Annotated in this window: 22 protein-coding genes; 12 read left to right on the top strand and 10 right to left on the bottom strand. The window is 53.0% G+C overall.

The annotated features are described in order from the left end of the window. Positions 1-29: 29 nt before the first annotated feature. Positions 30-878 (bottom strand): aminotransferase class IV, encoded by an 849-nt coding sequence (locus TH63_RS04745; RefSeq protein ID WP_048919936.1) that lies wholly within the window; start codon positions 876-878, stop codon positions 30-32. Continuing rightward, positions 862-1,998 carry a DmpA family aminopeptidase gene (locus TH63_RS04740; protein ID WP_048922588.1) on the bottom strand — a complete coding sequence of 379 codons (1,137 nt, stop codon included), beginning with the start codon at positions 1,996-1,998 and terminating at the stop codon, positions 862-864. The genes TH63_RS04745 and TH63_RS04740 overlap by 17 nt, the downstream gene beginning before the upstream one ends. A gap of 176 nt (positions 1,999-2,174) precedes the next feature. On the opposite strand from TH63_RS04740, the gene TH63_RS04735 reads away from it, so the two are divergent. Then, positions 2,175-3,818, top strand: coding sequence for an amidase (locus tag TH63_RS04735; protein WP_048919935.1), 1,644 nt, complete (start codon positions 2,175-2,177; stop codon positions 3,816-3,818). A gap of 774 nt (positions 3,819-4,592) precedes the next feature. Here TH63_RS04735 and TH63_RS04725 read toward each other — a convergent pair. The 6 genes from TH63_RS04725 to TH63_RS04700 form a co-directional block, all read right to left on the bottom strand. Continuing rightward, positions 4,593-5,654 (bottom strand): response regulator, encoded by a 1,062-nt coding sequence (locus TH63_RS04725; protein WP_048919933.1) that lies wholly within the window; start codon positions 5,652-5,654, stop codon positions 4,593-4,595. Beyond that, positions 5,651-6,883 carry a hybrid sensor histidine kinase/response regulator gene (locus TH63_RS04720; RefSeq protein ID WP_048919932.1) on the bottom strand — a complete coding sequence of 411 codons (1,233 nt, stop codon included), beginning with the start codon at positions 6,881-6,883 and terminating at the stop codon, positions 5,651-5,653. The genes TH63_RS04725 and TH63_RS04720 overlap by 4 nt, the downstream gene beginning before the upstream one ends. A gap of 358 nt (positions 6,884-7,241) precedes the next feature. Next, positions 7,242-7,700 carry a GNAT family N-acetyltransferase gene (locus TH63_RS04715; protein WP_048919931.1) on the bottom strand — a complete coding sequence of 153 codons (459 nt, stop codon included), beginning with the start codon at positions 7,698-7,700 and terminating at the stop codon, positions 7,242-7,244. A 336-nt stretch (positions 7,701-8,036) separates the two neighbouring features. Further along, positions 8,037-8,576: a GNAT family N-acetyltransferase gene (locus tag TH63_RS04710; protein WP_048919930.1), complete on the bottom strand. Its 540-nt coding sequence runs from the start codon at positions 8,574-8,576 to the stop codon at positions 8,037-8,039. A 214-nt stretch (positions 8,577-8,790) separates the two neighbouring features. Continuing rightward, on the bottom strand, positions 8,791-9,246 hold the full coding sequence (locus tag TH63_RS04705) for a response regulator (RefSeq protein ID WP_048919929.1): 456 nt from the start codon (positions 9,244-9,246) through the stop codon (positions 8,791-8,793). An 11-nt stretch (positions 9,247-9,257) separates the two neighbouring features. Further along, entirely contained in the window at positions 9,258-10,802 is a 1,545-nt protein-coding gene (locus TH63_RS04700) for a PAS domain-containing sensor histidine kinase (protein ID WP_048919928.1), read from the bottom strand. A 227-nt stretch (positions 10,803-11,029) separates the two neighbouring features. On the opposite strand from TH63_RS04700, the gene TH63_RS04695 reads away from it, so the two are divergent. The 11 genes from TH63_RS04695 (at position 11,030) to fbp (ending at position 22,843) form a co-directional block, all read left to right on the top strand. Then, the gene (locus TH63_RS04695) at positions 11,030-11,869 is read left to right on the top strand and encodes a universal stress protein (protein ID WP_048919927.1); all 840 of its coding nucleotides are present in this window, start codon (positions 11,030-11,032) and stop codon (positions 11,867-11,869) included. A gap of 247 nt (positions 11,870-12,116) precedes the next feature. Beyond that, entirely contained in the window at positions 12,117-12,998 is an 882-nt protein-coding gene (locus tag TH63_RS04690; RefSeq protein ID WP_048919926.1) for a universal stress protein, read from the top strand. A 37-nt stretch (positions 12,999-13,035) separates the two neighbouring features. Continuing rightward, entirely contained in the window at positions 13,036-14,247 is a 1,212-nt protein-coding gene (locus tag TH63_RS04685; protein ID WP_082161552.1) for a L,D-transpeptidase family protein, read from the top strand. A 259-nt stretch (positions 14,248-14,506) separates the two neighbouring features. Further along, complete coding sequence (locus tag TH63_RS04680; protein ID WP_048919924.1) at positions 14,507-15,514, top strand: universal stress protein; 1,008 nt, start codon at positions 14,507-14,509, stop codon at positions 15,512-15,514. Between the two features lie 21 nt (positions 15,515-15,535). Next, positions 15,536-16,429 (top strand): universal stress protein, encoded by an 894-nt coding sequence (locus tag TH63_RS04675; RefSeq protein WP_048919923.1) that lies wholly within the window; start codon positions 15,536-15,538, stop codon positions 16,427-16,429. A gap of 286 nt (positions 16,430-16,715) precedes the next feature. Continuing rightward, a complete protein-coding gene (locus TH63_RS04670) occupies positions 16,716-17,303 on the top strand; it encodes an RNA polymerase sigma factor (protein WP_048919922.1) in 588 nt (195 codons plus the stop codon). Next, the gene (locus tag TH63_RS04665) at positions 17,290-17,916 is read left to right on the top strand and encodes a carboxypeptidase regulatory-like domain-containing protein (RefSeq protein ID WP_082161551.1); all 627 of its coding nucleotides are present in this window, start codon (positions 17,290-17,292) and stop codon (positions 17,914-17,916) included. Before TH63_RS04670 ends, TH63_RS04665 begins: the two co-directional genes overlap by 14 nt. 19 nt (positions 17,917-17,935) lie before the next feature. Next, entirely contained in the window at positions 17,936-18,568 is a 633-nt protein-coding gene (locus TH63_RS04660) for an HD domain-containing protein (protein ID WP_048919920.1), read from the top strand. A 124-nt stretch (positions 18,569-18,692) separates the two neighbouring features. Beyond that, complete coding sequence (locus TH63_RS04655) at positions 18,693-19,682, top strand: Gfo/Idh/MocA family protein (RefSeq protein ID WP_048919919.1); 990 nt, start codon at positions 18,693-18,695, stop codon at positions 19,680-19,682. Positions 19,683-20,029: 347 nt separating this feature from the next. Continuing rightward, entirely contained in the window at positions 20,030-21,676 is a 1,647-nt protein-coding gene (locus tag TH63_RS04650) for a UxaA family hydrolase (protein WP_048919918.1), read from the top strand. Positions 21,677-21,853: 177 nt separating this feature from the next. Beyond that, positions 21,854-22,843, top strand: a complete 990-nt coding sequence (gene fbp, locus TH63_RS04645; RefSeq protein WP_048919917.1) for a class 1 fructose-bisphosphatase — start codon at positions 21,854-21,856, stop codon at positions 22,841-22,843. Between the two features lie 99 nt (positions 22,844-22,942). On the opposite strand, the gene TH63_RS04640 is transcribed toward fbp, so the two are convergent. Together TH63_RS04640 and TH63_RS04635 are read right to left on the bottom strand one after the other, a co-directional pair. Beyond that, a complete protein-coding gene (locus TH63_RS04640; RefSeq protein WP_048919916.1) occupies positions 22,943-23,596 on the bottom strand; it encodes a LamG-like jellyroll fold domain-containing protein in 654 nt (217 codons plus the stop codon). A 100-nt stretch (positions 23,597-23,696) separates the two neighbouring features. Continuing rightward, positions 23,697-26,171: a glycoside hydrolase family 95 protein gene (locus tag TH63_RS04635; RefSeq protein WP_048919915.1), complete on the bottom strand. Its 2,475-nt coding sequence runs from the start codon at positions 26,169-26,171 to the stop codon at positions 23,697-23,699. Between the last annotated feature and the right edge of the window lie 51 nt (positions 26,172-26,222).

Below are 26,222 nucleotides of genomic sequence, written 5' to 3'. Positions count from 1 at the left end.
TTTAGCTAAAACAGCCCCGAAACGGATTTTTACTTTTGCAGGTGCCGGTTTTCCAGGGCAATCAGGTCTTCCAGCAACTCTAACGTGACACTGCCCGGTTTCCCGTCGCCAATGGGTTGGCCGTCAATTTGCACAATGGGCAGCACGCGTTTGGTGGTGCTGGTCATAAAGGCCTCTTTGGCTTGCGCGATGTCTTCTAACGTGACCGTTCCCTCCTGCACGGAATACTTCTTGCCCGCCAATTCCAGCACGTTTTTTCTGGTAACGCCTTTCAATATTTCCTGGGCGGGGGTCACGACGGTCTCGTCCTGCTTTACCAGGAAGAAATTGCTGCGCGGGAATTCTGAGACCACGCCTTTCTGGTGGTAGAGCACGTCATCGGAGCCCCTTGCCTTTACCTGTTGCAGCAGCTTAATGCCCATGGAATAATTGATGGTTTTGGCAGCTGCCAGGTCCCGCACATATTCATGGGTAATCACCTTCAGGCCCGTAGCCAGTTGCGCCTCTGAGGGCATGGACAGCGGCTGCTGCAGAATGATCAGGTTAGGCTCCCCCAGGTCATAGCCGTTCTCAGAATACCCGCCTGTCAAAACCATTTTCACGCCCGAGTCTGACAGCCCGTTCATCTGGATCAACTTTTCAATGGTCTGCTTCAGCTCTTCCTCGGGCAGCGGGACCTTCAGACCCATGATCAGCGCCGAACCGTAGAAGCGGTTCAGGTAATCGTCCAGGAAAAGGGGCTCACCTTCCTGGGTTTTGAAAAAATCAAAAATACCGTAGCCCCGCAGAATGGCCAGGTCACTTACGTGCAGGTAAGCGCTCTCCTGGGGCAGGATTTCATCATTTAAAAAGGCGTATAATCTATGGTTGAATGACATGGTGCTTCTTTAAGATCTCTAAGGTTTTTTCCAACGGCAAGGCCGGAACAACGGTTTTATCTTTGCCTTGCAGGGTCTCGGCTTTGAACAAAGAATTGATGATGGCTTCCTCGGTGGCTTCAATAGTGGCCAGGAACAAGGCAGATACCTCATCATTGCGCAGTAGGGTTACGGTTTGTGTTTTCTCTTTAGATGCATGCGGAATCCTTACCGCGGCATTCGCCGAAAAAGCGATCACGTAATCGCCGCTGCCGTTAGAGGCAATGCCGCCGGTTTTGGCCAGGCCCATCATGGCGCGTTTGGCCATGCGCTCCAGGTTGCGGGCATCCAGGGGAGCATCGGTGGCTACTACCATCATGCAGGAACCGTCAGCTTTCTCCAGCACCTGTTTACTGAAGGAGAACTGCTTGAGCTCCTCGCCTACCGGGGCGCCGTCTATCTGCAGCACGCCGCCAAAATTAGTCTGCACCAGCACGCCCACCGTGTAGCCGCCCAAGCTTTGGGGCAGTTGCCGGGACGAGGTGCCAATACCGCCCTTAAACCCGAAGCAGACCGTTCCCGTGCCCGCTCCCACATTCCCTTCTGCCACGGGCCCGGCTTTGGCCTGTTTGATAGCCTCCAGCACGTGGGCCTGGGTGACGTGCCGGCCGCGTATGTCATTCAACGTGCCGTCATTGGTTTCACCCACTACCGCGTTCACCGACTGCACGGCCTCATTGCCAGGCTGTTGCAGGGTATAGTCCACCACGGCATTGAGGGCAGTGCCCACAGCCAGGGTGTTGGTAAGAATGATGGGGCTTTCCAAGTTGCCCAGTTCCTGAATCTGAGTAGTGCCCGCCAGTTTCCCGAACCCGTTGCCCACGTACACCGCCGCCGGCACTTTCTCCTGAAAAACGTTGCCACCATGCGGCAAGATAGCCGTGACGCCCGTCCGGATTTGATCTCCGCTTATTACGGTGGCATGCCCTACCGTTACCCCGGGCACGTCTGTAATAGCATTAAGCTTTCCGGTAGGCAGGACGCCTATTTTGATCCCGTACTCGCGGGCCCGCTTGCGGGATTGGCCCGCAGTGGCCGTGGCCAGGAACAGCAAAAAGAGAAACAGCAGGTATCTGGGCATAGGCGTTCGCATCAAGATCAAATGTATTCTGATTTGGGCAATAAAGACAGGGTTGGCCAAGAAAACAGTCCGGGCGTTTTAAGCCTGTTTTACGCAAAACCGCCCTAAAACAAATTTGCGGCTTATTCTTTTTAATTGGGCGGCCAGACCAGTATCTTACTCCAAATTGGATAAACATGAACCGTAGAAATTTTATAAGAACCGGCTCCCTGGCCGGCGTGACTTTTTCAGCGCTGGGCCTGAGTGCCTGCGCCACCGCTACCACCGCTCCGGCCACGCCTGAGACTCCGGTTGCCACCGCTCCTGATGTTTTCAAGGATGACTTCAAACTGAACGAAGCCACCATTCAGGAGCTGCAGCAGAAAATGCAGAAAGGTGAACTTACCAGCCGCCAGATCACCCAGATGTACCTGGACCGCATACAGGCCATTGACAAAAGCGGGCCTAAAATCAACTCGGTGATTGAGGTGAACCCAGACGCCCTGCAGATAGCCGATGCCATGGACCAGGAACGCAAGGCCGGAAAACTGCGCGGCCCGCTGCACGGCATTCCGGTGATGGTGAAAGACAACATTGACACTGCTGATAAAATGTCCACCTCGGCCGGGGCCCTGGCCTTAGCCGACAACAAAGCCAGCAAAGACGCCTTTATTGTAGCGCGGCTGCGCGCCGCCGGGGCGGTTTTAATTGGCAAGACCAACCTAAGCGAGTGGGCCAATTTTAGGTCTACCAAAGCCAGCAGTGGCTGGAGCAGCCGGGGTGGTCAGACGCGCAACCCCTACGTATTGGACCGCACACCCTGTGGCTCCAGTTCAGGGTCTGGCGTGGCGGTGGCCGCGAACCTGTGCACCGTTTCTGTAGGCACTGAGACCAACGGTTCCATTGTCTGCCCCGCCGCCGTGAATGGCCTGGTAGGGTTCAAGCCCACTGTGAGGCTGGTAAGCCGTTCGGGCATTATCCCTATCTCTCACACCCAGGACACTGCCGGCCCCCTGGCCAGAACCGTCACCGATGCCGCCATACTGCTGGGCGTATTGGCCGGGGTAGACAATGCTGATGAGGTCACCAAAGAAAGTTCAGGCAAAGCCCACCCAGATTACACTAAGTTCTTAGATGCCAACGGCCTGCAGGGCAAACGCATTGGTGTGGAGAAATCTTTCATGAAAGGCCACGTAGGCATTGACGAACTGCTGGAACAGGCCCTGAACGTGCTTAAAAGCAAAGGCGCCACCATTGTGGAAGTGGAGATGATGAAGAAGATCAGGGAAGTGTCTGGCAAGAGCTTTACGGTGCTGCAATATGAATTCAAAGACGGCGTAAACAAGTACCTGGCCACGTCTAACGGCAAGGTAAAATCTTTGAAAGAAGTCATTGAGTTTAACAAGCGCAACGAGGCCCAGGCCATGCCTTTTTTCAAGCAGGAGATTCTGGAGATGTCTGAGAAACTGGGCGACCTGAACACCAAGGAATATAAAGAAGCGGTGACCAAACAGGTATCTGGCTCCCGCGAGGCCATCAACCAGATCATGCAGGAGCACAAGCTAGACGCCATCACCGGCCCATCCTATGGCCCGTCGTGGTGCATTGACCTGGTGAACGGCGACTCCTTTACCGGCTACGGTCTGTCTACCCCGGCTGCTATCTCAGGTTTCCCGCACATCACGCTGCCCATGGGCCAGGTGCAGAATCTGCCGATCGGGTTGTCTTTCTTCGGGAAGGCGTACACAGAACCGGAGTTGCTGAAGATTGCCTACGCTTATGAGCAGGCGTCTAAGTTGAGAAGAGCGCCTATGTTCAGGAAATCTGCGGTATCTGCGTAGAAATTGGTTTGTACCCGTTTTGCAAAAAACGGGCGTTTAATAAGTATAGATGGGGCACTCCTGGTGGGTGCCCCTTTTCTTTGGGCAATGGTTTCTGGTGACTTTCAGGTAAGGGATTTACAAAATGCGGAAGGGTATTTAACGCCTCTTTTCCGCAAAACGGCTTCAAAACGAAACAGCGCAGTTCCTTCTCCCTGAGGGAGAAGGGTAGGATGAGGGGGAAAGTTTCTAATTAGGAAAGCTTTAGCATCTTCAGCGCCTTGGTCATCCCCCTACCCCCTTCAAAGGGGGACGAAATGCGTGAGCAGTTTGTGTTGTTGGCTTCTTCTCCTTGGCCTGTCCCCTAACAGGCCAACCAATATCTTTTTCAAATGGATAGGCTTATCTTCCGTCCTGTCAGGGGACAGGCCGGGGAGGTAAAAAGCTGTTTTAATACTTAACTCTTTTGTTCTTTCGGGCACCCACTCTGCCTGGAACCTCGAGCAAAAGAAGGGGATTGCAAATCCCCATTTCGGCAACTTCCGGATTGCAAATCCGAAAGAGCGAAATAGAACTTCCGGAAAACTAATTGTATTTAAAGGTAGCCAGCACTATACGGACGGCTAAAAAGACCTCGTAGCATCTGAAAGACCTGCGAGCGTCTTAGCCATTGAAGCCTCAGCCCCTAAAACTATTCATTTCCCCAGAGAGAAGAATTTTCTTTTTAATAAAAAGGGCCTGTTCTTCTCAAAATAGGCCCTTTTTATTAAAAATACACAAAGCAATTTTAATCCCTTAGTTCCGCATTTTGGCCAGTTTCTCTGAGTTGAGGATGAAGATTTTGCTGCCGCGGGTGTCAATGAGTTTTTCGTCTTTGAAGTCTGCCAGCGTGCGGATGACGGTTTCTTTGGAGGCGCCTACAATGCTGGCCAGGTCCTCGCGGGAGATAGACATTTCAGTGGCGGGCTTGCCTTCCTGTTGGTACTGCTTTTCCACCAGAATGAGGGCTTCTGCCACGCGCTTGCGCACGGAGTTGTAGGCCAGTTTCAAGAGACGGTCTTCTTTGTCTGCCAGGTTATCAGACAGGATCTTGATGAACTTGTTGGCCACATCACGGTTCTGATGCAGCAGCGTAAAGAAATCTTCTTTCGGGATGAGGTACACCTCGGAATCTTCCAGGGCCATGGCAGATTCGCGGTACGGGCCTTCTTCCAGCAGGTCAAGGTAGCCAATGAAATCGCCGTCTTTGTAGAGGTTGGTGATGTACTCGCGGCCTTCCTCGTTGGCCTTGTAGGTTTTCACCTTCCCCTTGCTCAGAAAGTATAGGGCGTTGGGGTAGTTGCCTTCCAGAAACAGGTTGTGTTTCTTTTTGTACATGGTCACCTTGCGCTTGTCTGAGATTAGTTTGTTAAGGTCTTCGTAGCCTTTGGCTTCCTGAATGAACTCGTCCAGGCCTTCCACGCTTTTGTTGAACTCGGCCCGCAGGATCTCATTCTTCTTCAGGCGCATCTCCACGGCATCCAGCAGCTCCAGGTCATCAAAGGGTTTGATCAGGTAATCATCGGCGCCCAGGTTCATGCCTTTTCTAAAGTCTTCTTTCTCAGATTTGGCCGTCAGAAAAACGAAGGGAATACTGGAGGTCTCTGGGTTCTTGCTGAGCATGTGCAGCACGCCGTAACCGTCTAGCTGCGGCATCATGATATCACAGATGATCAGGTCTGGTTTCTCCTTACGGGCCAGGTCAACGCCTACTTTTCCGTTCTCGGCCTCCACTACGGCGTAGTTGGCCAATGAAAGAATCTCGGCGGTGTTTTCCCTGATTTCCTGGTTGTCTTCAATAAGAAGTATCTTTTTCATTTTTTAGCTGTTTTGGGGAAAGTGATGGTAAAGGTAGTGCCTTTGTTGAGGACAGATTTAAACTGCATGGTGCCCTCCATCACCTCTACATATCTTTTTACAATGTTCAGCCCAAGGCCCGTGCCCTGGATATTGGTAGCGTTCTGGGCCCTGAAGAAGGGAGTGAACAGGTGGGTTTGGTCTGCATTGGGAATACCTATGCCCTGGTCTTTTACACTTATGGTGACCGCCTCATGGGTGATCTTGGTTTCCAGGTTTATGGTCTTGCCCTCGCTGGAATATTTACTGCCGTTGGAAAGCAAGTTAATGAGAATGTTCTTAAGCAGTTGCTTGTCCAGTTCCACCAGTTCCTGCAGGCCTTCATGGGTATAGGCGATCTGCTGCCCTTCCTTCACCAGCGCCTCCATTTCCTCCACGTTTTCTTTGCAGAAGGAAACCAGGTTGAAGACGGACGGCACATTGTACACCTTGCCTTCCTCTATGCGGCTCATGGAAAGGAAATCATTGAGGATAACCGTGAGGTTCTGCACTGCAGATTTAATGCGGTCTACGTGCTTGAGCCGCTTGTCATCTTCCTCAGTGGTTTTGTAGCGGGCAATAATGGAGGCCGAAGATAGAACCGTGCTCAATGGGGTCCTGAACTCATGCGACGCCGTGGTCACAAACCTTGATTTCAGTTCATTGAGTTCTTTTTCCTTTTGCAGGGCTTTCTCAATATCCAGCTGCGCCTCATGCAAAATACGGTTAGTCATTTCCAGCTGCTGAATGGCCTCTGCCAACTCCTGGGTGCGCTCATGCACGCGCTGTTCCAACTGGGCATTTAAGGATTGAATCTCCGCCAGGCTTTTGGCGTGGTCAATGCTGTACCTGATGGACCGTTCCAGGTCATACGGGTTGATGGCGCCTTTCACCAGAAAGTCAAGGGCCCCGGCCCGCATGGCTTTTTCGTCGGTCTCGCGGTCGGTTTGGCCGGTAAGCAGAATAAGGGGGGCGGTGGTGCCTTCTTCTACCGCCCGCGTAATCAGTTCCAGTCCGTCATGGGCCCCCAGGAAAAAGTCTACCAGGTACACGTCATGGATTTTCTGGCGGATAAGGTTCAGCCCCTCCTCAAAAGAAGGCGCCCACTCAATCGCGTAATTTCTACCTGGAATGTCCTGGATAATGTCCCGTGTGATCACGAAATCATCTTCATCATCATCAATCAAAAGAATCCTGATTCTATCGGGCATTGAGATATGGGTTTAGCCTCAGATTCTGCCACAGCAACCGCTTTCAAAGTTGTTTTAACGCCTACACGGCTGGCCGATCAAAAGCTAATTTAAGTGAATAAAATAAAAAACCGTAGCGTATGGTAAGTTTTATGGCCGAGCAAGGCCGCAGGCAGGCTGTTTTCTGACCTTCTGGCCCGCAGAATCTCCCTCATTGCCCGGATTATTGCAGTTTATGGGCATGGGTAGCCTTAGCGTCAGGCAGGGCGAGGAGTAGTAAAGGATCGCTAAAACCAGAGTGAATAGTACGCGCAATACCGGCCCCGCTTAGCTGGGTAAAGGATATTAAAACCAGAGAAGGCTGACTAATGGAGGTTGACTATTCTGGGGTGACCGTTTTCTGCATGCACACGCTGTTCTCTATCTGCTCATACTGCCCGTAGTTGGGTATCTGGTTGAAGCCTTTTTTGGTGTAGAGACCAATGGCTTCGGGCTGGGCCTTGCCGGTTTCCAGAATAAGGGCATTATAGCCCAGCTCAGAAGCCCAGCGCTCCAGCTCCTGCAAGATGGAGGTGCCTATGTTTTTGCCTCTGTGTTCTGGCTTCACAAACATTCTCTTGACCTCTGCCGTGTGCACCTTGTACTGTTTGATAGCCCCGCACCCCACGGGCTCCCCGTTCAGGAAAGCCACTACTACCTGGTTCAACAAATCAATCTTGTTGAACTGCGCATAGAAGGCATGGTCCTCGCCGTCTCTTCTCTTAAGGTCTGCATCTAACAGCTGCACCAGGGCAACAAAGGCCTGGTTGGTGGAATCGGTTCTTACTAGTTCTAGCATGATGGTGAGTGCACTTGTACTATCTATTCTGATTAGATCTTATCTGCTCAAAGGTTAGGTACCAGGCCAGGGGGACAGGCCAAAAGTAACCAGGAAAGCCTGGCAAAATCTTCGCCCGGGGCGGCGGTTTCTGCCCTTAGTAATGGCGCGGTAAATGACCTCAGCCAATAAGCTGTTTTAGGCCTGTTTTCAGGAAAACGGCCTAAAAACAGGAACTACTTTTGGCAGTCACGCTTTGTATCTGAGGCCTACCGGCAACTTACTACCCGCCAGCACTTTTCAAGGATACTTCCGCCCGCTTTTCCTTTCCTTGAAGATATCATCTAAAAATCGCTTTTACAACTTTCTGAATTTCTCTAAGGTAAGGGCCCAAAGGCAAACTGGCTGCTCAAAGTTGATCCACCCCGGGGTGGTGATATATTCCTTCAGGAAGTCAAAGCCTACTTTCTCCAGGGTTTTATTGGGGGCTGGGTTCAGGGCATAGGGCTCACAGTACAGGGTTTTCAACTGCAGGTTTTTAAAGAAGTAAGGCAGTGACAGTTTCACCAGGTCTGTGCCCATGCCCTTCTGCCGGAAGTCTGGTTTCCAGAGGTGCAGATGCATGAACGCCTCCTGACCAAACACAATCTTATTGACGTTTGAATGCCCAACGGCCTGCCCGTCTGCCTGCCAGATAACACAGTAGGATTGCTTCTCCTCATACCCTTGCCTCATCTGCGTGGCCAGCATTTCCTGCCATTCATCGCGGGCGGGCATTTTGGCCAGGTCCACGCCTATCCCTTCCAGAAAACCGGGCTCCGCGGAAAACCAGTAGTCACTGAGCGGGGTTATATCCTTCTCCTGTAACTCCCTCACGGAAAGCACTTTTTCTCCCATAGCATATTTGTTTGGCCTTCTTAAAAAAACCTCCTACCCTACTTAAACCGCCCACGGTTACCGCGACAATTGCCTTCCTATTTCAAGGCTTTCTCATGGGTTGCTATCTACTTGAATAGGCTTGGCAGGTAAAATCTGTTTTAAGCCTGTTTTGGCTAAAACAGGCTTAAAACGGCAAAGCGGCAGATTTTTTTCTGGCAGCAGTGCCTGTTTCCTATAACTCAGGCTTGGGCAATTCCACTATTTCAAACCAGTACTTGGTAAGGGTCTTCATGACGTCTACCAGAGCGGCGAAGGTTACCGGCTTGGTAATGAAAGAGCTCACTCCCAGGTCATAGGTGCGCAGAATGTCTTCCTCGGCCTTGGAGGTAGTAAGCACCACTACCGGTATTACGCGCAGGTGTTCGTCGGCTTTTATTTCCTTGAGGGCTTCGCGGCCATCTTTGCGGGGCATGTTCAGGTCCAGCAGGATAAGGCCCGGGGTGGGGTATTTCTCCCGGTCCGTGAATTTACCCCGGTTATGCAGGTAATCAATCAGTTCCTCGCCGTCTTCTACAAACTGCACCTCATTGGTGAGACGGTTTTCTTCCAGGGCGTCTTTCACCAGCATACGGTCTTCGGCATCATCATCGGCTATGAGAATGATTATAGTTCTTTTCTTGCGGCTCATATGTTGCGGTTCTAGTATTGTAGATTCTTGGTGGACAAGGTAATGATAAAACGGGTACCGTGCCCGGGCTTGCTTTCAGCGGTAATGTCGCCGCCGTGCCTGATGGCAATTTTGCGGCAAATGGCCAGGCCTATGCCAGACCCTTCGTATTTCTGGCCTTCCAGGCGCTGGAAGATGTTGAAGATCCGGTCCAGGTACTTTTCGTCAAAGCCTATGCCGTTGTCTTCAATATAAATGGCTATCTGCAGGTCGCCGGGGGTGCCAATAAGGTGGGCGGTGCGCTGCAATTGCTCATGGTAAATCTTAACCACCGGCGTTACCCCTTCTTTCCTGAACTTGATGGCATTGCTGATCAGGTTCTGGAAAAGTTGGCGTATCTGGGTGGGCTCGGCCTCAATGCTGGGCAGCGTTGACCGCTCAATGATAGTCCCGGTTTTCTCAATCGTGATTTCCAGGTCAGAGAGCACCTCGGTGAGAATGGTATCCAGGTTCACTACCTCAAACGACTTTGACTTGGTGGTTACCCTGGAGAAAGCCAGCAGGTCATTGATGAGGTTCTGCATACGAACGGCGGCGTTCAACATGCGGTCTACGTAGTCTTTGCCCTGTTCGCTGAGGTGCGCCTGTTCCTTGGTTTTAAGCCTATCCCCGAAGGCCTGTATTTTACGCAGAGGCTCCTGCAGGTCATGCGAAGAAACGTAGGCGAAATCCTGGAGCTCGGCGTTGCTGCGTTCCAGCTCGGCTGCATAGCGCCGCAAGCGCTCCTCAGTTAATTTCTGGTTGGTGATGTCATGCACAAAGCCGGTGTAGAGCCTGCGTCCCTCCAGCTGCACCTCGCTTATGCTCAGATAGAAAGGAAAGATGGTACCGTCCTTTTTGAGGCCAGAGACCTCGCGGCCTATACCAATGATCCTTTTCTTGCCAGTGCGCTCATAGTTGTGCATGTAGCCGTCATGCCGGCTTTTATCTGGCTCCGGCATGAGCATGTTAATGGTTTTACCCAACAGTTCTTCCTCCACGTACCCAAAGAGTTTGGCGGCAGAGGGGTTCACCATTTCTATGATGCCGTGGCTGTCAATGGTGATAATGCCGTCAACGGCCGCCTGAATAATGGAGTTGATCTTGTTCTCGCTTTCGCGCTGGGCGTGTTCGGCTAGTTTCTGCCGAGAGATATCATGCACAATGCCGGTAAAGATGACCTTGTCCTGCAGTTTCACCTCGCTTATGCTAAGCAGGAAAGGGAAAAGGCTGCCGTCTTTCCGTTGGCCCACCACCTCACGGCCTATGCCAATGATTTTCCGCTCCCCGGTCTGGTGGTAATGCTCCAGATAGCCGTCATGCTGGCTTTTATCTGGCTCCGGCATCAAGACTTTTATGTTCTGCCCAATCACCTCTTCGGGGCCATACCCAAAAATACGGAGAGCCGCCGGGTTCATGGTCTCTATGATGCCCCGGCTGTCTATGGTAATGATGCCGTCAATGGCCGCATCAATAATGGCTTTCAGGCGGGCCTGGTCATCCAGTTGATTGGGGGAAGGTTGCAAAGGTTGTTCCAAGGGTTACTCTTTTAATTACATGAAATGACTCCTGATGCAAAGTAGGCACTCCCGAAGCCATTGTCAATGACAAAATTCAGGACAAAGATGACGAAAGTCCTTTTTTATAAACGAGATCTGTCTAAAAAGCAGGATTGGTGTGGCAAACTACTACGCCTAAAACACATCTCAATTCCTGATTAAGAGTAAAAGATACTAATAACGGTAAACTTTTTATCAGAAAAATCATGGAAAAGATTCTATGCCCCACTGATTTCACCTCCTGCTCCAGAAACGCACTCAACTACGCCCGCGAATTAGCCCAGCCCCTGCAGGCAAAAATGCTTCTTTTCCATAGTGTGCCTCAACCAGAAAAAGAACCTTACGTGCCGGTGGGCGGAGTGCCTTACATGGAACCCATCCCAGACCCGGAGGAAAAGAAAGTGCGTGAGATGCAGATATCCCTGGCTAAGGAAAAGCTGTTCGCGGTGGCCAAGGAATGTGGAGCCACAGAAAGCGAGCTGCGGGTGGGCGCTGTCTCGTCTACCCTTCCGGTGGCGGCCGCAGAAACAGAGGCAGATGTCATTGTGCTGGGCCATGAAGGGCTGCAGGATATTTTCCCGGCCTCCGTCACTTCCCAGATCATCCGGTACTCGCCCTGCCCGGTGCTCATCATCCCGCCCCACGTCTCGTTTCAGCCCTTGCGCAAGATTGTGTTCGCCACTGACCTGCGTGGTGATGACTTCACGGATATTGGCTTTGTCTCACAGCTGGCAGCGGCCTTTCAGGGCCAGATCCAGTTCCTGCATATTCTAACAGATGCCGGCGACCAAGAGAGGGCAAAGGCCGAAAGAGGGCTGCGGCTGATCTGCAAACGCTCGTTTTACCCCCAGGTCTCTTATGCCTTAGAAAAAGACAATAACGTTCAGGAGGGCATTACCCGGTTCTGTTTTCAGGAAAAAGCAGATTTACTGGTCATGGGCTCCCGGAACATTAACTTTTGGCAGTACCAGTTCCTGGTAAATAAAACCCAGAAGGTTGCCTCCAACACGTTTCTGCCTTTATTGGTCCTTCCCTACAAGAAATAGCTTTCCGGCAACTTGCACCTCCCTTCCATCTCAGGTCCCGCAGAAATAAATTCTCCGGGTAAATACTTGCGTTCGCTTCTAAAATTATTTATATTCGTATAACTACATAAACGCCCTCCCACAAGTGATTTCCTGACTGACAAGCATCACTTTACGCTTTGACCAGTGTCATTTTCAAGCAGTGGTATCTTAGGTAATTTTGTAAAAGAGAATAACATCTGATGTTACACCTTTTAAGACTACCTCCATGCCAACCATAATTGTACCTACAGACTTTTCTGAGAACGCTGCCAACGCCATACGGTACGCGTCTCAACTAGCATTACATGGAGGGGGGAAACTGCTCTTGGTGCACACGCTTATTTTCCCCGCTACCACTGCCCCCCAGGGCTTTGTCTCCATTCCCGCTGACCCACGGCAGATTGAGGACTGTGAGGAAGCCCTCCAGAAACTAGCCCTCAAGATTCAGGAGGAACACGAATATGCCTTTGAGGTGAAAACCATCTGCCTGTACGGTGAACTTATCCCGCACCTGAACGAACTCATCAACACCCAGGCCGCCGACCTAGTGGTGATGGGCACCCGGGGCGCCAGCAATTTCCTGGACCGGCTACTGGGTACCAACACCGCCAACTTTATCAAGAAGGCAGATTGCCCCGTGCTGGTGGTTCCGGGCCAGGCCACGTTTAAAGGCCTGTCGCACATTGCCTACGCCTCTGATTTTGAGACCGATGAAACCGTGTACCTGAAACAGCTTTTCCAGTTTGCGTCGCCCTTTGGCTCTGAAGTAAGCATTATCAACGTAAAATCAGAAAGACAACTGAACATAGTATCTGACCACCAGGTGCTCAAGACCCTGAACAAACATTTCCCTGAGAATGCCTATACCGTGGCCCAACTGCTCAACAATGACGTGGTGGCCGGTATCAAGACCTTTGTGGAGGAAAACAACATAGACGTGCTGGCCGTCTCTATTCATGAACGTGGGTTTGTGGAAGGCCTGCTACACACCAGCGTGACCCAGGCCCTGGCCTACCAGGCCTTTGTGCCGTTACTGGCCCTGCCTAAGAACCCATACCACTTCCAGGCCCATAAAAACGGGGAAAAGAAACCTTTGCCCGCCCTGTAACCCAGGGCCGCCGTTTAATTTTAAAACTGGCCCACCCATGAAAGCGCGAAACCATAGAGTAGAAAGTTTAGGCAGAAGGATACCCCTTCTTCTTGCCTTCTTTGTGCTGTTTCTGCTTTCCGGCTTCAGCCTGCCGGTCTACGCGCAGGCCACCAACTTCAACCCCGCGGTACAGGCGGCCCGCCTGCGACTGGCCCTGCAGTATTACCGGGGCCTGGTGACCAACCCGCAGTGGAAAGCCTTTCCTGACAAGTCATGCCTTAAGGCCGGAGAGCCAGATAACTGCCTGCCAGACCTGTACATCAACCTGAAACTCACTGGAGATTTACCGCTTACCGCCAACCCCAAAGATTCAGTGGCTTTTGAGAAGGACCTGCTGCAGGGGGTCAAGAAATTCCAGCGCCGGCACGGCCTGGAACCAGACGGCATTGTAGGTACCCAAACCCTGGCGGCCCTCAATATTTCCATACCCCGGCGCATACAGCAAATGGAACTGAACCTGCGCCGTTGGGAAGCAGACTCGGCCAAAACACCCCAGCCCCTTGTGCTGGTGAACATTCCAGATTACTCGCTGTACGTACTCCAGGAAAGTGGAAAGGTCATCTGGCAGACCCGGGTAGTGGTAGGGCAACTGGGCAGAGAATTCCACACCAAACCGCTGGAAAGCAAGATCAGTTATTTTGTTCTGAACCCCACCTGGAATGTTCCTAAAAGCATTATCTGGCGGGAGATCATCCCTATCATGCAAACAGACCCGGGGTATCTGGCCCGCAACAACATGACCGTTTACCGCCTGACCCGTAACAGCCGCATACCCGTTTCCCCCAGCTCCATTAACTGGTTTACCCTGAACCCTTCAGATGAAACCATGCAAGTGATCCAAAAGCCGGGAAATGACAATGCCCTGGGGCGCATTAAGTTCCTGTTTGACAACCCCTACCATATTTACCTGCATGACACCCCCGTTAAATCGCTGTTCAAGCACCCCGCCCGGGCCTATAGCCATGGGTGCGTGCGGGTCCAGCACCCAGAGGTACTGGCGGCGCTCTTAATGAGACAAAACTGGAAGACGCCCGCCCCTAAACCCTACCCTCTTTTACCGCTCTCCAGAACCGAGCAGAATGTTTTTTTACCCAAGCCGGTGGCCATTAAAATAGCCTACTATACCTGCTGGGTGAATGACGCCGGTGAGATACAGTTCAGGACAGACATTTACGGAAAGGATGTAACCATAGAAGACGCTATATAACATGACCTAACGGCCAAAAAAGGCAGCTAAGGGAGTTGGGTGGTCAGCCCCTGATTTTAAAAGCCTGCCTCCTTTGCCCGGGCACATTTCTGCAGGAGACGTGCAGAAACCTATTTTTTCTTTTCAGGTAAACTTATAGAGAGATTGTCCCCCATTTTTTGCTGAAGGCCTGGGGTGAGTCTTCGCCCTCCCGCTGCCTTTCGTTTTTGTGAAGGCTGTCCTTTTTTCAGCTGTTGGTTCTACTTTTTCCAATACCGCTATGAAAACTATCCTTGTCCCCACAGACCATTCCGCTGAAGCCCGTAACGCCTTTATCTACGCGCTGGAGATGGCCATCCATACCAAGGCCCAGATTGTTTTGTTCCATGCTTTCCACCAGCAGATTCCGCTGTCTGAGTCCCTGAACCTGGACGAGTATATTGCTCACCTGGAGGAACGGAAAACAAGGGAGCAGGAACAGTACGCCCACCACATGCAGGCGGAACTCTCCAGAGATTTCGCCTTCCAGTTCCATACCCCCGCAGAACTCACCACCGACATCCTTTCCAATTACTCCCTTACCCCCAGCGGTTTCCATTACCTGGAGGCCCTTCCGCACGCCGAGGCCATTGCCAACCTGCCCATTAAGTGCGTGGCTATCTTTGGCGACCCTTCGCAGAAAATCCTGGAGGCCATTCATGCCTATTCCGCTGACATAGTAGTGATGGGGATGCGCGGTGCCAGGGCAATGGGCCGGGCATTGCTGGGCAGCGTGGTAACGGAGGTCATGCTGCGGGCCACCATTCCGGTACTGGCCATTCCGCTTTGCGGCCGCTACACCGGTCTGGCCACCATAGCGTATGCCATTGACCTGAGAACCCTGCCAGACCCGCAGCACCTGGCTTTTCTGCAGACCTTTGCGCAACAGTTTGGGGCTACCCTCAAGCTGCTGCACCTCTACAATGAAGACAAGACCCAGGAACTGGAAAGGATACAGGAGTCGCTCCACCAATTGGACAAAGGCCTGCCGGAAGTTGGCTTTACCATTTATTTCAAAGCCACCAGTAACGTGCTGGAGTCTATTGAGCAGTTTACCAAAGACCAGCAGGCAGACGTTTTGATCGTGGCGCCCCATAAGCACTCGTACCTGGACATTATCCTCAAAAAGAGCATTACCGGTACCCTCTCGGCGCACACTACCTTGCCGCTGCTCACGCTGCCCGCCCCGCAACCGGCGTACGCCAAAGACATCGTTTCCTCCTTCCCAGAAACCCAGGAATCCTTCTAGCCACCCCTTTAGACCCCGGATATGAAAATTTTCTTAGTTCCTACAGACTTTTCAGCACACGCCAAAAAGGCCCTGCTCTTCGCCCTGGATCTGGCACTAAAGACCAACGCCCGCATTCTGGTCACCCACGTGTATGCCAGGCCCAAGGCCTTGCTGGGAGCCCCTACCGACCATGAGGAAGAGGTACGCAAACAGGCCGTGCAGCGCATGCAGGTGTTCCTGGAAGAAGTGACTTCAGATGCTTTTGTATCGGTGCCCCTTGATTTCATTCTGAAGGAAGGCGACATCATCCATCGGCTGGGCCAATTGATAGAGCAGAACAATGTGTCACTGGTGATCATGGGTACCCAGGGGGCGCACAACCAGATGGAGAAATTCCTGGGCACCAACACTGAGTCTCTGGCCAAACGCGGGCTTTGCCCCGTCATAGCCGTGCCGGAGCAGGCGTCGTTGGAGCCGGTGAAACACATTGTCTATTCCTCTTCCATGGAGCACGATGAAGTATCGGCAATGAACCAGTTGCTGCAGCTCAAGAACGTGTTCAAGGCCCTCCTCACCATCCTGCACGTGAACAGCGAGGACCAACTGGACCTGTTGGATGACGCAGAGATAAAAGCCAACCTGCGGCTCCAGTTCCCGGAGGAGGAATTCAGGTTTGATACCATTGAGGAGGAAGACGTGGCCGCCGGCATTACCGCTTACGTGATGACCCACCCCACGCAACTGCTGGCGTTTACCATGTTGCACCGCGATTTCTGGGAAAGGATCTTCCTAGACAGCGTGACCGTTAAACTCCTCCAAAGCCTGCATCTGCCCATGCTGGTTTTACCAGAGAACGGCAAGAAACTGGACCTGCTGCAGGGCGTAGCCCATGAAGACCTGGCCCTGGAGCAAAAGGTGACCTCCGTTTTATAAAAAAGCTAACTTTCTTTGATCCCGTGTTTTGGGCCTGTTTTTCTGAAAACGGGCCCAAAACACGGGCTTTTCTTTTTTCAGGATAGGGTATAGTTTCTCTTCAGAAAAATAAAGCATACCCTGGTCTGTGCAATTCTGCCGGTAAAAGCATCTTGTTGAAAATTACCCTTCTTGTCGGGCCGGGCTCTTGGAAGAGACCAGGCAGGCCAAGGGGGTTTTTATCAAAAGACCAATTGCTTTTCGCTTCCATTTCCTTTTATTTATAAAAGCGTTTTACTGCTCTGGTATGTTTTTAAAACTCTTCTCCCGCTCAAAGCCGCCCAATGACCTTGAACTGATCCAGCAGTACAAGGAGACAGGAGATTTGGCCCTGGTGGGTCAGTTGTTTGAGCGCTACACAGAGATGGTGTACCTGGTGTGCATTAAGTACCTGAAGGGCGAGGAAGAGAGCAAAGACGCTACCATGCAGATCTTTGAGAACCTCATCACGGCCCTTAAAAAGCACGAGGTCACCAATTTCAAAAGCTGGCTCCACGTCATGGCCAAAAACCATTGCCTGCTGCAGATCAGGTCCCGGAAACAGCATGAAACCGATTCCCTGGATGAGGCGCTGATCCCCTTGGTGGAGAAAGCCGGAGCGCACTATCCCGCAGAGGAGACTGACCATGAACTGGAGTTACAGATGCTTTCCAAAAGCCTGGAGCAACTGAGCCCCGAGCAGCGCTCCTGCGTGGAGCTTTTCTACCTGGAGAAAAAGAGCTACAAAGAAATAGCGGCCTTAACCGGCCTGGATGTCTCCAAGGTGAAAAGCCATATTCAGAACGGGAAAAGAAACCTCAAAATTTACATGAATAAGAACTATGAGCAGGAATAACCTCCCCGCTGAGTGGGGTCCGGAGGAACATCCGCCCATGGAAATGCTGCGGCAATACCAGGCCGGAGCCCTGCCCCCTGACCTGCGCCACCAGGTGGAACGGCACCTGCTGTCCTGTGAGCTGTGCTCAGACATGGTGGAGGGTATGGCCATTGCCCGCCCCGCCCGCGTGCGGCTAGCGGTGCGCGAGACGCATGGCCGCCTCAAGCACCTGCTGGCCCAGAAGAAGCGCAAGAGAAAAGTTTTCCAGTGGCCCATCTGGCAGACCGCCGCCGTGCTGCTGGTGCTGGCCTTTGCTATAGCCGAGGTGATTTATCACCACTATTTCGCGCAGCCCAGCGGTCATTTCACCCAGAACACCCAGCCTGCTGCCAACTCCTCCCAGTTGACCGGCGTGGTAACAGATGCGGCTGGGCAGAAACTGGAGGGCGCCACCGTGCAGGTAGAAGAAAGTTCTTCTAGGGTTACTACCGGGCCCGGTGGGCAGTTCACGCTGGATCTCCCAGCAGAAGGGGCTACTTTGGTCATCACCAGTCCCGGCTTCCAGCCGAAAAAAATCACCGTTACCCCAGGCAATAAATCCGTAAACATCATTCTGGACAAGAAAGAATAAAGCCCGCTACCTGCTATTTATGGATACCTTTCTGCAAGAAACCTGGCAAGCAATAACCGCCTCCTATGCCTCAGACCCACACGTGGCCAACTACCTGTGGGAGGAACTGAAAAAGGCGTACACAGACCCCGAGCGGCATTACCATACCCTGCACCACGTGGCCGCCTTGCTGCACCTTTCTGACCAGTACCTGCCCCAGATCACCCAGCCCACGGTGCTGAAGCTGGCCGTCTTTTACCATGATGCGGTTTACGTGACCACCAGAACAGACAACGAGGAGAAAAGCGCCCAACTGGCCCAGGACCGGCTGTCTACCTTAAGGGTTCCCGCGCCGGAAATAGCCGTAGTCACAGACATGATTCTGGCCACCAAAACGTACCAGTCTTCCCCAAACCCAGACGTGAACCTGCTCCTTGATTTCGACCTGTCTATCCTGGGTGCTCCCTGGCCCGAGTACCTCGTGTACACCCACCAGATCAGGAAGGAATACCACCTCTTTTCAGACTATCTCTACCGCAACGGCCGCAAGAAAGTACTGCAGCATTTCCTGGACCTGGACAGCATTTACAGAACCCCAGACTTCAAAGACAGGTTAGAAGAAACTGCCCGGGAAAACATGAAAAAAGAGATTCAGTTGTTGGACCAGGAATGACTTTCTGTTTCAGGCCTGTTTTCCAGAAAACAGGCCTGAAACGAGATTTACTACATTGCGGCTGATCTACTAAAAGAGCGGCTAATCTTCCTCCTTGCCCGGGGCAAATTGCCACCAACCATCTATGACAAATACAGCACACACCACCCTTAACTGGGGAATCATTGGCTGCGGTGACGTCACCGAAGTAAAAAGCGGCCCCGCGTTTCAGAAAGTACCTCACTCAAGATTGGTGGCCGTTATGCGCCGCGATGGCGCCAAAGCCCAGGATTACGCCCGTCGGCACGGGGTGCCCAACTGGTATGACCAGGCACAAGACTTGATAAACGACCCAGAGGTAGACGCCGTCTACATTGCCACGCCGCCAGGCTCGCACCTGGAGTACACGCTGCAGGTGGCCGCGGCCGGAAAACCGGTGTATGTAGAAAAACCCATGGCCCTGAACCACACGCAGTGCCAGGAAATGGTAACCGCCTGCGCCGAAGCCGGGGTGCCGCTGTTTGTGGCCTATTACCGCCGCTGCCTTCCCTCCTTTCTAAAGGTGAAGGAACTGGTAGACAGCGGGGCCATTGGTGACATAAGGTGCGTGAACATTAAGCTTTTTCACCCGGCCCAGAAAGACCTTACCCCAGACAACCTTCCCTGGCGCGTGCAGCCCGAAATAGCCGGGGGCGGACTCTTTTTTGACCTGGCTTCCCACCAGCTGGATTACCTTGACTTTCTGCTGGGCCCCATTGCCTCGGCCTCTGGCCAAACCGCCAACCAGGCGGGCCTCTACCCTGCTGAGGACCTGGTGACCGCCCAGTTCACCTTCAAGAGTGGCGCCCTGGGCACCGGGGTTTGGTGTTTTACCGTGGACCCCGCGCAGTTTAAAGACAAAATGGAGATCATAGGCAGCAAGGGACGAATCACGTTCCCGGCCTTCGCGCCAGAACCTGTTAAACTGGAGACCAGCCAGGGCGTGGAGGAGTTCTGGCTTCCGCCGCCGGCCCACGTGCAGCAACCCTTTATCCAGACCATAGTGGAAGAACTGACCGGCACCGGTACCTGCCCCAGCACCGGCGTATCTGCTGCCCGCACCGCTTGGGTCATGGACCAGATAGTGGGCTGGTAAAGCGGCGCTCGTTGCTGCAAAAGGGCTTTTCCTTGCATTCCTGTTTTGAGGTCGTTTTCTTAAAAACAGCCCCAAAACAGGAATTTCCGTGTGACTTAACATCTAGAAAAGGAGTGAGTGTCCTCCTCCTGCGTTATGCTCCACTCCTGTCATCCGGCAGCGAAACCATTGGCTCTCGCACCATTATCTCGTTTCCAGATTTTCCGAATATGGAAAAGTGCACGGCCCCAAACGGAACTCCCTTCAATTTCTCGCATTCTAAAAAAGAAATGTTGGTAATTTTTCCAATTTCTTACATTTATTAATATCTTGCGCAATCGATTGCACATTCTGCCTATTTTATAGATATGTTACACAGATTCCTAAAGATCCATCCGAACGATAATGTGCTGGTAGCACTCACGGATTTGAAAAAGGGCGAGACCGTAGAGTATAACGGTGCAGCCATTGTGTTGGTTGATGATATCCAGGCCAAGCATAAGTTTGCCCAGCAGCCTTTGGCCGCCGGAGATGAGATTTTGATGTACGGCTCCCTGGTGGGCAAGGCAGTGTATGACATTCCGGCGGGCGGCGTCCTGAGCACGGCTAACGTGAAACACCAGGTGAACGGCTTTACTGGCAAAACCAAAACCATTGGCTGGACGGCCCCAGACGTGTCTAAATGGGTGAACAGAACCTTCAATGGCTTCCACCGCGAAGACGGCCAGGTAGGAACCTCTAATTACTGGCTGGTGATTCCGTTGGTGTTCTGCGAGAACCGCAACGTGGACATTATCAAGCAGGCCTTCTTAGACGAACTGGGCTTTGGCCAGCGCGACGTGTACAAGTCCTACGTACAGCAGATGGTAGACCTGTACCAGTCGGGCAACACCGAGGCCATTGGCACGCTTACCCTGCAGAAGACCTTGGCCCCAGTGCAGCGCCGCGTGTTTGAAAACGTAGACGGCATCAAGTTCCTGACCCATGACGGCGGTTGCGGCGGAATCCGTCAGGATTCTGACATGCTGTGCGCCCTCTTGGCGGGTTATATCCACCACCCCAACGTGGCCGGTGCCACCGTGTTGAGCCTGGGTTGCCAGAACGCGCAGGTGGGTATTCTGGAAAGCAAGATCAAAGCCCTGAACCCTAATTTCAACAAGCCACTTATTGTATTGGAGCAGCAGAAAGAAGGCACCGAAGAGGAACTGATGTCCAAAGCCATCCGCCAGACCTTCCTGGGTCTGATAGAGGCCGACAAACTGACCAGAAAACCAGCGCCTTTGAGCAAGCTTTCCATTGGTCTGGAGTGCGGCGGCTCAGACGGGTTCTCTGGTATCTCTGCAAACCCGGCCATTGGCCTTACCTCAGATATTCTGGTGGCCCTGGGCGGCAAAACCGTCCTTTCTGAGTTCCCTGAGTTGTGCGGCGTGGAGCAGGAACTGATCAACCGCTGCGAGCGCGAAGAGTCTGCCGACCGCTTTGTGTCTTTAATGCGTGCCTACGCCAAGTCCGCCGAGGCCGTAGGTTCCGGTTTTGACATGAACCCCAGCCCGGGCAACATCCGTGACGGCTTGATCACTGATGCCATTAAATCTGCCGGTGCGGCCAAAAAAGGCGGTAACTCCCCTATCGTGGACGTACTGGATTACCCTGAATACGTGACCAAGCCCGGCCTTAACCTGCTGTGCACTCCCGGCAATGACGTGGAATGCACCACGGCGCTGGTTGGCTCCGGCACTAACATTGTCTTGTTCACCACCGGTCTGGGCACCCCCACCGGTAACCCCATTGCTCCGGTGATCAAGATCTCTTCCAACACCAAGTTGGCCGAGCGCATGCCAGACATCATTGACATTGATACCGGCGCAGTCATTTCAGGGGAGAAGACCATTGAGGAAATGGGCGAAGACGTATTGGACTTCATTATTGAGGTGGCCAGCGGCAACATCCAGACCAAAGAGAAATTCCTTCAGCAGGATGATTTCATTCCGTGGAAACGGGGTGTATCTTTGTAAGGTATCCTTGAAGAATCTGCTTGCCTTTGGGTAAGTAAGAACGAAGATTCATTAAGGTCCTGTCCCTCAAAACGCTTCAGGTTTCCAGCCGGGGCATAGAGAGACAGGACCTTTGTATTTCTTCCCCTTGTAATATCAAAAGTTCAGCTAACAGATTATCCCCAAATAAGTTACCGTATGAATGATGCATTAGCGCTGCCCGTAGGCACCACCCTGGACCGGTTTATCATGAGAAAGCAGGAAGACTTTCCGTATGCCACCGGCGAGTTGTCTCAGTTGCTGCGCGACATGGCCCTGGCGGCCAAGATTGTGAGCCGCGAGATTAGCCGCGTAGACCAGGACACCAGCGGCAAGTTTGGCAAAACCAACGTGCAGGGCGAAGAGCAGCAGAAGCTGGACGTGATTGCCAACATCCGGTTCATCAGGGCTTTGCGCAACGGTGGCGAGGTTTGCGCCATTGTCTCTGAGGAAGACGAGGACATCATCCATACCGGCAACCAGAACGCCAAATACATTGTGGCCATGGACCCGCTGGACGGTTCCTCTAACATTGACGTGAACATCCCCATCGGTACCATCTTCGGGATTTACCGGCGGTTATCTGAGGGTGGCCAGGACGGCACCTTGGAAGACTGTCTGCAGAAAGGTACGCAGCAGGCCGCGGCAGGCTATATTCTCTATGGCGCCTCCACCATGCTGGTGTACACCACGGGCCGCGGCGTGAACGGTTTTACCTATGAGCCTTCGCTGGGCGAGTTTTTCCTCTCACACCCAGACATCAAAATCCCTAAGAATGGCAAGCAGTACAGCTGCAACGAGGCCAACATGGGCCACTTCCCGCTGGGTATCCAGAACTACATTGCCTTCTGTAAAGAGCAGAAATACTCCTCGCGCTACATTGGGTCTCTGGTGGCAGACTTCCATCGAAACCTCTTGAAGGGCGGCATTTACTTTTATCCGGGCTCCTCTAAAAACACAGCCGGTAAATTGCGCCTGCTGTATGAGTGCAACCCCCTGGCTTTCATTGCCGAACAGGCGGGCGGCCAGGCCACCGATGGCGTGGAACGTATTCTAGACAAACAACCCAGCGCCCTGCATGAGCGTTGCCCACTGGTGATTGGCTCTACAGAGATGATTGAGAAAGTGCGCAAGTACATGACCCTGTAACCCTAAGGGGCTTTACATATCAAACCCTGTTTCGGGGCTATTTTCTCAGAAACAGCCCCGAAACAGGGTTTTACTTTTACCAACCTTTTAGGCCCAGAATTACTGCTTGGGCAGGATTGCTTTGGGCCAGGCTTTCACGCTTCTGATTTCCCCGTTGAACCACGACCGTTGGTCCATGCGGGTACCGATGGACGTATTAGCGGAGGCGGGAATGGGTAGGTATTCTATGTCACCGGACAGTTCCAGGCGGCCGTTCACGTAGCCTTGTAGCTTTTTGTCTTTGTAGACCATGGTCATGGTGGCCCACTCCCCCACCGGGTGCGCTTGGGTGGAGTCAATCAAGGTAAGGGCCGCTTTCTCGGTACGCATAAAAAAATCGGCGTACCATTGCCCGCGGTTGTTCAGCCGAAGCTCCAAGAGTAGCCGCCGTTGGCCCAGCGCCAGATCTTCTATGTGCAGAAACCGCTGCTCCACGTTGGCGGGCCAGGCGGCCCTGGGTTTGAACTCCACCTCTATGGTAAACTCCTCGGCCCCCACAATGGGGTTGGCATGCACCAGCAATCCGTCGTCTATCCCGTCAAAGGCAATGGCCGGTGTTGGTTGCTTCACTACTTGCGGGTTGCCTGAGATGGTAACCGTGTGCCCGCCCACGCTGGCCACAGATTCCAAGGGCCAGGTAATAGGCCTAACCGAAGAACACGAAGAACCCCACCATGTGACCAGAACTAAGAGAATGACTTGACTTATTTTCATATTTTTCGGCTTACCCGTTTTGGGCCTGTTTTCCGGAAAACACCCTTAAAACACTTGCACGGTAAAAGCGGCCTATTGAGGCCGCTTTTACCCATTGGTTTTATAACGACACCAGCTCATACCTTTTCCCCTTCTGGGTTGCCAGGTCAAATACATGGGTTACGGGCAAAGTGATTTTGGCTGAACCAGCAACAGGGTTAACCAAGGGGTCTTTAATGGCGGTGGGTTGGTAAAAGGGATTTGGGTTAATGCCGGTGGCCGCCTCCAATTTCCCTTTGGTCTTCAAGGTTAAAGGATTGCCTATGCGCAGGCGGCAGTTACCGCCAAGGGTAGATGTTATCTTCAGGGAAGTCACCTTGCCTTTTTCCCATTGCATATCTACCACAAACCCGCCTCTAGCCACCAGGCCTTTTACCTGACCGCTGGGCCATTGATCCGGCAAGGCGGGCAGCAGGTGCAAGGTGCCGTCATGGCTTTGCAACAGCATTTCGGCAATGCCAGAGGTGCAGCCAAAGTTGCCGTCTATCTGGAACGGCGGATGCGCGTCGAACAGGTTGGGGTAAGTGCCGCCGCTTTGGCCTGAGGCCTCGGCCCCTGCCGGGGTGAGTTGGTCAGCGATCAGTTTATAGGCCCTATTTCCATCCAGCAGCCGGGCCCAGAGGTTCACTTTCCAGCCCATAGACCAGCCCGTAGATTTATCCCCGCGCTGCACCAGCGTAGATTTGGCGCCGTTAAAAAGAGCAGGGTGGGTGAACGGCGAGATCTGGTTGCTGGGGAACAGCCCGTACAGGTGCGAGACGTGGCGGTGATCGTCGTCTTTGCGGTCCCAGTCAAAAAGCCATTCCTGGAGCTGGCCATGCTGGCCTACCTGCATGGGCGGGAGCCGGTCGCGCAGCTGGCGCAGGGTATCGGCGAAGGCTTGGTCCACCCCTAAAATGCGGGCAGCCTGCAGGGCATTGGAGAACACGTCAAACACCAGTTGGTTGTCCATGGTGGTGCCCGCCGTAATAGACGCATTGCCGTGGTGCTTGTTCTCCGGCGACATGGACGGGACCACGACCAGCCATTTATGCGAAGGCTCTTCCTGCAGCACGTCTACGTAATACAGGGCGGCGCCTTTGAGCACCGGGTAATCCTTCTTCAGGAACTCTTGGTCGCCGGTGTAGAGGTAATGTTGCCACAGGTGCTGGGTGAGCCAGGCGCCGCCCATGGGCCAGAGACCGTAAAACGCCCCGTCCACGGGACCGGTAATCCGCCAGAGATCCGTATTGTGGTGCATGTTCCAACCACGGGCCCCGTACATCTTTGCGGCACTTTCCTTGCCGGTCTCCGCCAGTTCCTGCACCATTTTGAACAGCGGCTCGTGCATCTCTGAGAGGTTGGTGACCTCGGCGGGCCAGTAGTTCATCTCGGTGTTGATGTTCACGGTGTACTTGCTATCCCAAGGCGGCGCAATCTTGTCGTTCCAGATGCCTTGCAGGTTGGCCGGTTGCGTGCCGGGTTGCGAGCTAGAGATAAGCAGGTACCGCCCAAACTGAAAGTAGAGCGCCGCCAGCTGCGGGTCATGGCCCTGCACGAAATTCTGCAGGCGCACATTGGTAGGCTGGGCCGCCGCCGGGCTGGTTCCCAAATCCAGTGACACTCTTTTGAAGTACCGTTGGTAATGTTTGATGTGGTTTTCCTTGGCGGAGATGTAGTTCTTTTTGACCGCCTTTGCCAGTAAATTTTTGGCCTTCGCCTCCTCATTTCCTGACAGGTCTTTATAGCTTTTGAAGTTGGTGCCCATGGAAACATAGAGGGTCACTTCATCGGCGTTTTTGAAGGTGAGCGTATTGGCGGTGGAAGATACCTCGCCGCCTTTAACGGTAGGCTGCACCCGGGCCTGAAACCGCACTTTCCCCTTCTTGTTGTCTACGTCTCCAGACACCCCTGCCAGCACCAGTTGCCCTTTGGAAATGGTAACCTGGTAATTCTTATGCGGACTATCGGCTCCCAGGGTAACGTTTATGCTGTGGGGCTTATCGGCGGTGAGCCGCACAATGACCACGTCATCTGGGAAAGAGGAAAACATTTCCCGCTTAAAGGTTACGCCGTCTACTTTATAAGAAACTGAGGCTATTGCCTGCTCAATGTTTAGGTCCCGGTAAAAATTGGTGGCTTTTTCATGGCCCTGGAAAGTCAGAAACAGATTCCCGACCGGTTGATACGGCATGCCGTAGTTGTTGCCTGCGGGCGCCTGGCGGGGGATTTTCTGCAGAGCCAGATCCTGGGCCTGCTGGTGCTTGCCGGCGAAGATAAGGGTGCGTATTTCGGTGAGGGCCGGGAAAAGGGCTGTGTTGATGTTGTTTCCGGGTTCCCCAGCCCAGACCGTTTCCTCATTCAGTTGCAGAAGCTCCCGGGCCGGGTTGCCAAACACCATGGCCCCCAGCCGCCCATTGCCCAGCGGCAAGGCCTCATTCCAGTTGGCAGCGGGTTGATCATACCACAAGGTTAAGGAGGAACGCTGCTGCGCGAAGGCGGGTATGGACAGAAAGCTCAACAGAAAGGCTAACCACTTCAAAAGACGCTGTATCATACGGGGACCTTTAGGGGATGAAAGGAAATTTGAAGGCACTAAAATGGGAGC

The sequence above is a fragment of the Rufibacter radiotolerans genome (genome assembly GCF_001078055.1).
Lineage (GTDB): Bacteria > Bacteroidota > Bacteroidia > Cytophagales > Hymenobacteraceae > Nibribacter > Nibribacter radiotolerans.
Note: the sequence above shows the minus strand (reverse complement) of the source record. Positions and strands in the feature narration are given on the sequence as shown.